At 64.5% G+C, this 9,927-nt stretch carries 8 protein-coding genes; 2 read left to right on the top strand and 6 right to left on the bottom strand.

The window, feature by feature from the left end:
* Nucleotides 1–52: 52 nt before the first annotated feature.
* Complete coding sequence (locus ROR02_RS05120; RefSeq protein WP_147162937.1) at nt 53–328, bottom strand: hypothetical protein; 276 nt, start codon at nt 326–328, stop codon at nt 53–55.
* Between the two features lie 1,147 nt (nt 329–1,475).
* On the opposite strand from ROR02_RS05120, the gene ROR02_RS05115 reads away from it, so the two are divergent.
* A complete protein-coding gene (locus tag ROR02_RS05115) occupies nt 1,476–1,838 on the top strand; it encodes a hypothetical protein (RefSeq protein WP_147162936.1) in 363 nt (120 codons plus the stop codon).
* A gap of 306 nt (nt 1,839–2,144) precedes the next feature.
* Nucleotides 2,145–2,876, top strand: coding sequence for an SDR family oxidoreductase (locus tag ROR02_RS05110; RefSeq protein WP_147162935.1), 732 nt, complete (start codon nt 2,145–2,147; stop codon nt 2,874–2,876).
* A 121-nt stretch (nt 2,877–2,997) separates the two neighbouring features.
* Here the strand turns inward: ROR02_RS05110 and ROR02_RS05105 are convergent, their stop codons facing one another.
* From ROR02_RS05105 to ubiB, 5 genes are all read right to left on the bottom strand, one after another.
* A complete protein-coding gene (locus ROR02_RS05105; protein WP_147162934.1) occupies nt 2,998–4,410 on the bottom strand; it encodes a PAS domain-containing methyl-accepting chemotaxis protein in 1,413 nt (470 codons plus the stop codon).
* A 301-nt stretch (nt 4,411–4,711) separates the two neighbouring features.
* Entirely contained in the window at nt 4,712–6,157 is a 1,446-nt protein-coding gene (locus ROR02_RS05100; RefSeq protein ID WP_147162933.1) for an aminoacyl-histidine dipeptidase, read from the bottom strand.
* Between the two features lie 131 nt (nt 6,158–6,288).
* On the bottom strand, nt 6,289–6,744 hold the full coding sequence (locus tag ROR02_RS05095) for an RrF2 family transcriptional regulator (RefSeq protein WP_147162932.1): 456 nt from the start codon (nt 6,742–6,744) through the stop codon (nt 6,289–6,291).
* Nucleotides 6,745–6,820: 76 nt separating this feature from the next.
* A complete protein-coding gene (coaBC, locus tag ROR02_RS05090) occupies nt 6,821–8,122 on the bottom strand; it encodes a bifunctional phosphopantothenoylcysteine decarboxylase/phosphopantothenate--cysteine ligase CoaBC (RefSeq protein WP_147162931.1) in 1,302 nt (433 codons plus the stop codon).
* A 260-nt stretch (nt 8,123–8,382) separates the two neighbouring features.
* Entirely contained in the window at nt 8,383–9,927 is a 1,545-nt protein-coding gene (gene ubiB, locus ROR02_RS05085) for a 2-polyprenylphenol 6-hydroxylase (protein WP_147162930.1), read from the bottom strand.

Here is a 9,927-nt window from a genome sequence, read left to right as displayed (position 1 = left end):
ATTCCCCCGCCGCCAGCCCCATAAGGCCGGCGGCGTTTTCGTGTGCGTGGGGTTAATGGTGGATGCCTTCGAGAAGTTCATAGGTCCGTCCATTTTCCTCCCATGTATCGCCGACCTGATGGGCGCTCAGCCGGCCGCATTCGGGGTTGGAGCGCAATGGGGGCGTTTCGTCAAAATGAAGGCAGATGGAACCATCCTGCACGGACCAGGTGCCACTGACGTCCAGCAGCCAGTTGGAGCCCTTGAAGGTGTGATCGGGCTGAAACCAAAGACGGGACGTGGCCATGGTTTCGTGAACGACGACGGTGTTGCCAAAGCGGGTTGCCATCGCCTCTTCCCCGGCAGCGAAGGCTGCGGTTGGAATCAGAAGCCATCCAGCAAGTGCAAGACCTCGATGCATTGTTTCCCCCCTTTTGTTGTGTTTGGAAAGCCGACCCGGCCTCCGTGTGAAAAGGCCAGGATGTCGGCGGTGAAAGGGGTATGTCAATGCGCATTAGGATTTGTCAGGGAAAAGGGGGCGCCGCTTTTCGAGAAGAGGCGTTGAAGGAAGACGCGGCAGGTCGTCCCGCTTTCCAAGGTGAACAAGGCGACGGGGGGGCAGGGGGCAGGCCCGGGGTCGATTCTTGAGGTTGGTGTTTGCGCTTTCCACCCCCGATTTCCATCTTGCCGATTCCCGCGCGAATAGCGGCTTCCTTTGAAACTTGGCAAAGGGTTCCGGTGCCCCTTCGCCCGACCCCAAGGCCTCAAAGGCAATCGGCCGACTTTCGAAAAGGTCCTTTTGGGGGAAGGTCTGGTGGTGTTTTGGCACTATATGATGGTATTCCGATAATCGAAGCGCCATCCATCGAGCGGGAAGAAGACCGGATTGATATCGGGAAAATCGGATTTTAGACAAAAGTCTGTAATTTGATGGGCTGGCTCGGGGGTGATTGCGGGAATGATTTTCGTCAATCGAAGAGCCCTCCGTGAAAAAATTATTTGTATTGATGTTTCTCTTCTCATGATTTTTTCTGGTGAGATTCTATTTATTGCGTATTGATGCCGTTTATTTAGGTGGTGGTTTCAGTGTTGTTTTTTTTTTCGAAAATATACAGCCGTGATATGGCATTAGGTAATGGTGAATATGGAAAAAATCAGAATTTAATTGCATGAAAATAATTTTATCATTTTTAGTACAATAAATCAATACTTTAGGTTCATGGATCGCTTGCTATTCATGGCGTGATGTTTATATTTTGTTTTGTTTCTGCGGCGCATTGAAAATACAGATAACCTTATTGGTTGATGTTTTTTGTGGGTTGTATTTTGGTTTTTCTTTTTTCTGGAATGATTTTAGGCTTGATGGAGATCTGAAAACAGGCTCACGATCATGAACCGGGCGCTTCGAGTGTGACAGAGGCCTCCCTCGGGGCGGACGCCGGAAAACAGCAATGCAAGCGGCTCCAGTGGGGCCACGGATGCGGGAGAGTACAGGAATGGTCGCAAGGATGGTGGCAAGAAGCCTGGCGCTTGCTGGCGCCTTGGGGGTGGCCTGCGTGGTCGGGAGTGGAATCACACCCGCCTCGGCCAGTGATTATAAGTTTAAACTTTACAACATGACGACCCAATACACGGTCAACGGCTTCAAGACGTACGAGGACGGGGAATGGAGTGCCAACTGGTTGGACGAGACCATCAAACCCGGTGAATACGCAGACATGGACTGGAACAGCAATGAAGGGGATTGCGTGGTTCCGTTCCGGGTGAGCTGGATTGGCTATGAAACCGAGCAGTATCAAGTCGATTGGTGCAAGGTGAGCAACATTTACCTGCACGACAATGGCTTTACGTGGGACTAAATTTTCGGGGGTGCCCACGGTCTCCTTCTGAGCGCGTGACGGGCACCGATCCCTGCTGACTCACGTTGTGGGGGGCGGGCGAGGTTTCTCCGGTCCCTCGCCTTGAGGCCTCCCACAAGGATCTGGGGCCCGTCGGCACGGCCCATGGTCTTGCCGACGGGCCCCAGGTTGTCAGCAGGCTCTCTTGGGAGCCCTTGACGGTGTGATCGGGCTGAACTCCTCTGGTTTCCTTCCCGCGCGCGCCCAATATCCGACCCTGGCCCGGGTCATGGATGCTCCGGGCATGGCACGAGAAAGGGTGAGGCCATGACCACGACACATGTTGCCCTGGTGACCGGCGGCTCCGGAGGGATTGGCGGCAGCATTGCAAGACGTCTTGCCGCCCAGGGATTCACGATTGCGGTGCAATACCACAAGGGGCAAGGCGCCGCCGATGCCGTGGTGGCCGCGATCCACGCGGGCAAGGGTCACGCCTTTGCGCTCCAGGCCGACATGGCCGACGAGGGCGACGTGGCGCGGCTTTTCGAGCAGGCCGGGGCTCGGGGCACCCTTGCCGTCGTGGTCAACGCGGCCGGAATCATGGAACTGGCTCCGATCGGCCGTGATGCACGGGAGAGTTTCGATCGGGTGATCGCCGCCAACCTGCGCGGCACATGGCTTGCCATGAGCGAAGCGCGGCGCTGGCTGGGCGAGGGGGGGCGGTTCATCGCCGTTTCCACCAGCGTGACCGCCAAGAATTTTCCAGGCTATGGCGCCTACATCGCCTCGAAGCTCGGGGTCGAGGGCTTGGTGCGGGTGCTCGCGAACGAGCTGCGGGGCCGAGGCATCACCGTCAACGCCGTGGCCCCTGGTCCCGTCGCCACCGAGCTTTTCTTGCATGGGAAAAGCCAGGAGGAAATCAATGCTCTGGCGGCACTGCCGCCGCTGGAGCGCCTGGGCACCCCGGAAGACATCGCTGCCGCCGTGGCCTTTCTGGCCGGGCCGGATGGCGGTTGGGTCAACGGGCAGATCCTGCGCGTGAACGGTGGCTTCGCGTAGGCATCCCTTTCGGGATATCGGGAGGGAGGGGCGGCGGGGCTCCTGCTTGCCATGCTTCCCGCGTGGCCTTTCGTGTCCCTCCCCCCTTCTCCTCCGCGTTCCCGTTCTCCTCCCCCGGGTTTCAGGCCTGCTTGGTGTGCGTGCGAATGATCGCGTCGAGTTCGCCGGCGATCCGGCTCATTTCCTTGACCGAGCCGTTGACGCTGCGCAGGGCCTCGGCGTTGCCGCGCGCGGCATCGTTGATCTTGTGAATGCTGGCACTCATTTCCTGGATGGCGCTGGACGCCTGGGTGATGTTTTCGGCCGACTCGCTGCTACCCTGGCTCGCCTGCTGCAGGTTGCCCGCCACTTCGCCGGTGGCGGCGCGCTGTTGGGAAATGGCCTCGTTGATGTGGGCCATGGCCTCGGCCACGGTGGCGATGACCCCGTTCACATCACCGATCGCGTTCACCGCCTTCGAGGAAATCTCCTGCATGCCGCTGATGCGGGTCACGATGTCGTCGGCGGAACGGCCGCTCTGATTGGCCAGGTTTTTCACCTCGCCCGCGACCACGGCAAAGCCCTTGCCCATTTCGCTCGCGCGGGCGGCCTCGATGGTGGCATTGAGGGCGAGCAGGTTGGTCTGGCTGGCAACACCCTTGATGATCTCGGTCACGGTGCCGGTTTCGGCCGCCGCCGAGCCCAGTTCGCCCATGATGCCGCTGGCCTGCTCCGCCAGCTGGTTGGCCCGCGCCGCCAGATCCGTGCCGTGGCGGGCGTTCTCGGCGATGCTTTCGATCGACCGGCTGGTTTGTTCCAACGCGGCCGAAACGCCTTGGAGGTTGGCGGAAACCTCTTCGGCCGCACTGGCGAGGGCGGTGATGGTTTGCGCCAGCTCCTCCATGCCGGCGGAAATGCTGCTGGTTTCGACCGAGACCTGATCTCCGGTCGAGGAAATGTGCTGCGACGCATTGGACAGCGTCGCCGCGTTGTTCACGAGCAGTTTGGAATAGCTGGTGATTTTGGCCATCAGATCGCCCAGGGCCTTTTGCTCGGAGACGTCTTGCACGACTTCAACATGACCGATCCGCTGGCCCGTGAGATTGAGCAAGTAATGGGTATCCACGGTAAAATCACGGGACCACTGATGGAACATGGAGCGCGTCTGCCCTCGGCGCAGACAGGCAACGCCGCAGTTTTCGGTCCGGCAGATGTTGGCGCCCCAGTTGTGGCACTCCATCCCCATGATATCCGGGCGCTTCTTCCCCAATAAGTCTTCGACCACCTTGTTGACGAACGTCCAGCGCATGTCACTGTCGGTAACCGAAAGGGGCAGCGGGATGGCGTCGATAATCGATTCATACCAATGCTGCCGTTCGCGCACGGCGTGGTCCAGGCGTTGGAGAAGAAAAATAGCGACAAGAAGGAGAACCGCGACGGCGCCATCTATCCATTTTTCATGCCCAACAAAATAAATAAGAGCTATCAGGGCGATGGATGTCGTGAAAATGCCAAGAAGAGATAAGCGGGCAACGCGATAGGGAGTGATTTTCATGTCCGCGGCTCCAGAACCGGCAGAGGCATGGCCTTGCCGTTGTTATGGAAGCACACGATAGGGCGCGGGTCGGTCGGACAGGGGGAGTCCGAAGGAAAGGTCCGGCCGAAATCCCGGCTGTAGGGGAACCGGCGAGGAGCCACGCCATCGCCGCATGGGAGCTTCCGTTCCATGAGATGGCAAGTCCTCCCCATGCGCTGCAATGGTCGAACGGATGAAAATTTGCCGAAAATGGGGCCGCGATACCCTTTCGCGCCCTCGTTTGGAGGGGCGGGGGCTGAAAGCCCCCGCCAGACAGGGCCTACAACGCCGCGAGCAGGGCCCGCAGCAGGCGCCAGGCGTGGCCCACGGAGGCGACATCGACCCGTTCGCCGGGGGCGTGGGCCCCTTGGATGGTGGGCCCGAACGAAATCATGTCGAGGCTGGGATAGCGCGCGGCGATCAGGCCACATTCCAGGCCGGCGTGAATCACCTGAAGCCCGGCCTCGGCCTGGAACGCGCGGGCGTACACGGCGCGGCAGGTCGCGAGCAGGGGCGAGGCGGGGTTGGGGGTCCAGCCGGGATAAAAGCCGGCGGCGGTGGCCGTGAACCCGGCGGCGTGGAACACCTCGGTCAGGGTGTCGGCCAACCGGCGGGTCTGGGCATCGATCAGCGAGCGCGCCAGAAGGTTGGCCCGGAACGCGCCGTTTTCCAGGCGCAGCACCCCCAGGTTGTTTGATGTTTCCACCACGCCGGCGAAGGCGGGGCTCATCGCGTGCACGCCGCACGGCGCCGCCGCCAGGACCGCCAGCAACGTCTCCTGGTCGATCGGGTCCATCACCGTTTCCACGTCCGCCGGCGTGGCCGACAGGCCCAGCCCGGCGTCCTCGGGCGGCAGCAGGGCCCGCAGGCGCTCTTGCGCGGTGCCCAGCAGGGTGTCCAGTCCTTCCTCAAGGCCGGGGGGCAGGCTGACGGTGGCCCAGGCATCGCGGGGGATGGCGTTGCGGGCACTGCCCCCGGCTAGCTGGCCCCCAAGGCGGGCGCCGTGCTCGGCCAGGGTTTGCAAAACGCCGACCAGGATCTTGTTGGCGTTGCCGCGCCCCAGCGCGATGTCGCACCCCGAATGTCCACCGGCCAGCCCGCCCACGGTGATCCGCGCCCCGGTGTGTCCGGCGGGGGCGGGGCGCAGGGTGAACGCACGGGTGACATTCACATCGACGCCGCCGGCGCAGCCCAGGTAAAACTCGCCCCAGCCCTCGGTATCCAGGTTCAGCAGGCGCGTTCCCTTGAGCCAGCCGGGGGCCAGTCCCTGGGCCCCGGTCATGCCCCGTTCCTCGTCCACCGTCAGCAGGACTTCCAGCGGGGGATGCTTGGCGTCGGGCGCCTCCAGCACGGCGAGCGCGAGCGCCACCCCCAGGCCGTTGTCGGCGCCCAGCGTGGTGTCGCGGGCCACCAGCCAGCCGTCGTCCAGGCTGGGCTGGATGGGATCGCGCAGGAAGTCGTGGGACGATCCGGCCCGCGCCTCGGCCACCATGTCGAGATGACCCTGAAGGATCACGCCCGGGTGCCCCTCGCGGCCCGGGCTCGCGGGCTTGCGGATCAGCAGGTTGCCCACCCCGTCCTTCTCCACCGCCAAGGCGCGTTCCCGGGCCCAGGTGGCCAGGGCATCGCGCACGGCTTCCTCGTGTCCGCTGGGGCGGGGGAGGGCGCACAAGGTGGCGAAATGGCGCCACACGGGTTCCGGGGAGAGGCCTTCGAACACGCTCATGATCAGGGGCTCCGTTCCGGGCCCGGCGTCCATCCCATTCAACAAAAAAGCCGCGCCGGGACCCTGAACGGATCCTGGCACGGCTTGGGATGTTTTTCCAACGCCCTCGACGCAAGGCGCGCCGGGAGGGTTCAGATCACGAAATCGAGGTTCCTTTCGGCTTCGCTCACGATGCCACCCTGGAAGGCCCGGGTGCACAGGTCATCGACGGTGAGCGCGTCCAGGCGGGCCATCATCTGGTCGTGCAGTTCGCTCCACAACGGCCGGACCACGAACCGGCCCAGTTCCGACCCGGGCAGGTCCTGGGCCTGCTCCTCGGGGGTTTCCAGGTCGGCAACCACGCGGACGATCTCGCCCACCGTGATCCGCCGACGTTCCCGGGCCAGCCGGTAGCCGCCGCGCGGACCGCGCACGCCCATGAGGATGCCACTGCGCACCAGATGTTGCAGGGTTTGTTCAAGGTAGCGCCGGGGAATGCCCTGGCGGCGGGTGATCTCGCGGCTTTGCACGGGTTCGCCGCCGGCGTGATAGGCAATATCCAGCACCGCCTCGATGGCAAAGAGCATCTTTTTCGACAGCCTGATCATTGCAGCCCGCCTTTCACCGAAGCCCCGTGCGGTCGAGCGGTTTCGACCGCCGGAGGGGAAAGTCTGAAAAAGTGGGTCATGGTCCCACCTTCCGGACAAAGGGGTCGGCCAGGATCCGGGCGATGCGCGTGGCCAGACGCGCCGCCACCGCTTCCTTGTCCATGGTCGGCCAGTCCTCGCACCCCGAGGACGTGATGAGATGTACCGTGTTCTGGCGGCCGCCAAAGGTGTCGCCGCGCCCGCCGTTGCCCTGGGCGGAAACGTCGTTGGCCACGATCCAGTCACAGCCCTTGCGGCGACGCTTGACAGTGGCGTGGTCGACCACCGCTTCGGTTTCGGCCGCGAAGCCGACCACCAGGGACGGACGGCGCGGGCCGGGCGCCGCCAGGGTGGCCAGAATGTCGGGATTGGGTTCCAGGGTCAGCACGGGCGCCGGCACCGGGGTGGGGCCCTCGGCCTTTTTCAGCTTCTGGGACGCCGGCGCCGCCACCGACCAGTCGGCGACGGCGGCCGCGCACACCGCGATGTCGGCCGGAAGGGCAGCCTGGCAGGCCGCCAGCATCTCGCGGGCCGTGGTCACGCGCACCACGCTCACGCCTTCGGGGTCGGCCAGGGTCACGGGGCCGCTGACCAGGGTCACGCGCGCGCCCAGCCGGGCCAGGGCGGCGGCGATGGCATGCCCCTGGCGGCCGGAGGAGTGGTTGGCGATGTAGCGGACCGGATCAATGGGCTCGTGGGTGGGGCCGCTGGTCACCAGGGCATGGCGCCCGCACAGGGGGGCGGCCTGCTCAGGATCGCCTTGGGATCCGGCCCGGGCTTCGTTCGCGGCAAGCGCGGTGGCAATGGCTTCGATCAGCACCGGAACCTCGGCCATGCGGCCCTGGCCTTCCTCGCCGCACGCGGTGTCGCCGGTGCCGGGGCCAACGCGGATCACGCCCCGGGATTCCAAGGTGGCCAGATTGGCCTGGGTCGCCGGGTGGGCCCACATCTGCGGGTTCATGCTGGGCGCGATCAGGATCGGCGCCGTGGCCGCCAGCAGCACCGCCGAGGCCAGATCGTTGGCCTGGCCCGTGGCCATGCGCGCCAGCAGGTCGGCGGTGGCCGGGGCCACCACGATCAGATCGCTTTCGCGCGACAGGCGGATATGGCCCATCGCGGCTTCGGTCTGGGGATCGAACAGGGCTTCGTGAACCGGATGCCCCGAAAGGGCGGCCACGCTGAGCGGCGTGACGAAATGGGTCGCGGCCGGAGTCAGCACGCACCGCACCTGCGCGCCGCGATCGCGCAGACGACGGATCAGCTCAAGAGATTTGTAGGCCGCGATGCCGCCGGCCACAATCAAGAGTATGCGACTGCCGTTCACGTCCCGGGACTCCATCCACGGGGGAACCGGCCCGTTTCCGAAGCCTGGGGGGCGTCGGACTCAAGCCGGGCTCGGGGAGTCGCCAGCGAGGGGGGCCGGGGCTCCGGAGCGAAGGGTCAAGCAGTTTCGACAAGATGCGTTCGATCTCGCGGGTTCCTAGTCGAAACCTCCCCCTCCATAGGAACACCATTCCCGGCTCTCTGGCAAGAGCTGCGTGCCCCAATCGAGTGAGAGCCGGGGGAAAAAGCGGGTAAACGGGAAGTGTTAGGTTGGAGTTAGTTGAAATAAAGCAGCACGGCGAGAACCAGGACCAAAATCCAGGGCAGAACCTGCATGAAGGACCGACGGTTTCCGCGTAACGCATGTGCGGAATCCGCGTCCAGCAAAACGCCTTTGTTTTGGATCTTGGTCAGGACGGATTCCGCCGATGCCAGGATCCGGGGCAGGCGGTCCACCGAGTCGCCCAGAACGGTCAGGCCGTCCTTGATCCGCGCCTGCGGTCCCAGATTGTCCGCCATCCAGGATTCAATCAAGGGCCGGGCCAGCTCCCACATGTTGACATCGGGGGCCAGGGTCCGCCCGACGCCTTCCGTGACCAGCATGCTTTTTTGCAGCATCAGAAGTTGGGGCTGCGTGTGCATGTTGAAGGTTTCGGTCACGTGGAACAGTTGGCCCAGCAGGCGGGCGATCGAAATCTCGGCCAGGGGGCGGCCGAAAATGGGCTGGGCAATGGACCGGCACGCCTGGGTGAAGGCGTCAACCGACTGGTCGGGGCCAACCCACCCCGCCTCGAAGTGGATTTCGGCGGCGCGGCGGTAGTTCCCGGTCAGGAACGACAGCAGCATTTCGCCCAGGTGGCGCCGGGTCTGGCGGTCCACCCGGCCCATGATGCCAAAGTCCACGGCAACGATGGTGCCGTCGTCGGCGACGAAGATGTTGCCCGGGTGCAGGTCGGCGTGGAAGAAGCCGTCGCGGAACACCATGCGGAAAAAGGCATTGGACACCCGGGTGACCAGATCCACGGGGTCGTGCCCGGCCGCGGCCAGCCCGGCGCGGTCCGACATGGGGGTGCCGTGAACGCGCTCCAGGGTCATGACCCGGCGTCCGGTGCGCGTCCAGTCGATTTCCGGCACCCGGAAGGTGTCGTCGTCGGCGAAGTTCTCGGCCACCTCGCACGCGGCCGCCGCCTCGAAGCGCAGATCCATTTCCATGACCACCGCGTCCTCGAAGGCGCGGGCGGTCTCCACCGGGCGCAGGCGCCGGGTGCCGGGCTGGGCGGTTTCCGCGAGGCGGGCCAGCCAGTGGATCAGTTCAACGTCGCGCTGGAAGGCTTCCTCCACCCCCGGGCGCAGCACCTTGACCGCCACCTCGCGGGTGCGGCCCTCGGCGTCGGGCGTGGTCACGGCAAAGTGCACCTGGGCGATCGAGGCCGCCGCCACCGGGCGTTCATCGAAGGCGCTGAACAGGGTTTCCAGCGGCTGCCCCAGCTCCGTCTCCACCGCCTTGCGCGTTTCGGCGAAGGGGAAGGGAGGCAGGGCGTCTTGCAGCTCGGCGAGATCGGCCGCCACCTCCTCGCCCAGCAGATCGGCGCGGATCGAGAGCGCCTGCCCCAGCTTGATGAAGGTGGGGCCCAGTTCGGTGAACGCCGCCGCCAGTTTCTGGCCCGGCCGCCCTTCGACGCGCCGGCGGCTGACGGCACGGGCCGCCAGCACCACCGGCTGCAACAAGGCGATCGATTCCAGCGGAAACAGGGCGTCGTGGCGGGCGAGAACCCGGGCAATGGTCAGCAGCCGGGCGAGGTTGCGTGCGTGGCCGATCAT

Origin of the sequence: Pararhodospirillum oryzae, from assembly GCF_007992075.1 — a bacterium.
Classification (GTDB): Bacteria; Pseudomonadota; Alphaproteobacteria; order Rhodospirillales; family Rhodospirillaceae; genus Pararhodospirillum; species Pararhodospirillum oryzae.
Note: the sequence above shows the minus strand (reverse complement) of the source record. Positions and strands in the feature narration are given on the sequence as shown.

Coding starts and splice junctions, on each gene's coding strand:
- ROR02_RS05120 (WP_147162937.1), bottom strand. CDS start 328: ATGGCAACCCGCTTTGGCAACACCGTCGTCGTTCACGAAACCATGGCC.
- ROR02_RS05115 (WP_147162936.1), top strand. CDS start 1,476: ATGGTCGCAAGGATGGTGGCAAGAAGCCTGGCGCTTGCTGGCGCCTTG.
- ROR02_RS05110 (WP_147162935.1), top strand. CDS start 2,145: ATGACCACGACACATGTTGCCCTGGTGACCGGCGGCTCCGGAGGGATT.
- ROR02_RS05105 (WP_147162934.1), bottom strand. CDS start 4,410: ATGAAAATCACTCCCTATCGCGTTGCCCGCTTATCTCTTCTTGGCATT.
- ROR02_RS05100 (WP_147162933.1), bottom strand. CDS start 6,157: ATGAGCGTGTTCGAAGGCCTCTCCCCGGAACCCGTGTGGCGCCATTTC.
- ROR02_RS05095 (WP_147162932.1), bottom strand. CDS start 6,744: ATGATCAGGCTGTCGAAAAAGATGCTCTTTGCCATCGAGGCGGTGCTG.
- coaBC (WP_147162931.1), bottom strand. CDS start 8,122: ATGGAGTCCCGGGACGTGAACGGCAGTCGCATACTCTTGATTGTGGCC.
- ubiB (WP_147162930.1), bottom strand. CDS start 9,927: ATGATCGGCCACGCACGCAACCTCGCCCGGCTGCTGACCATTGCCCGG.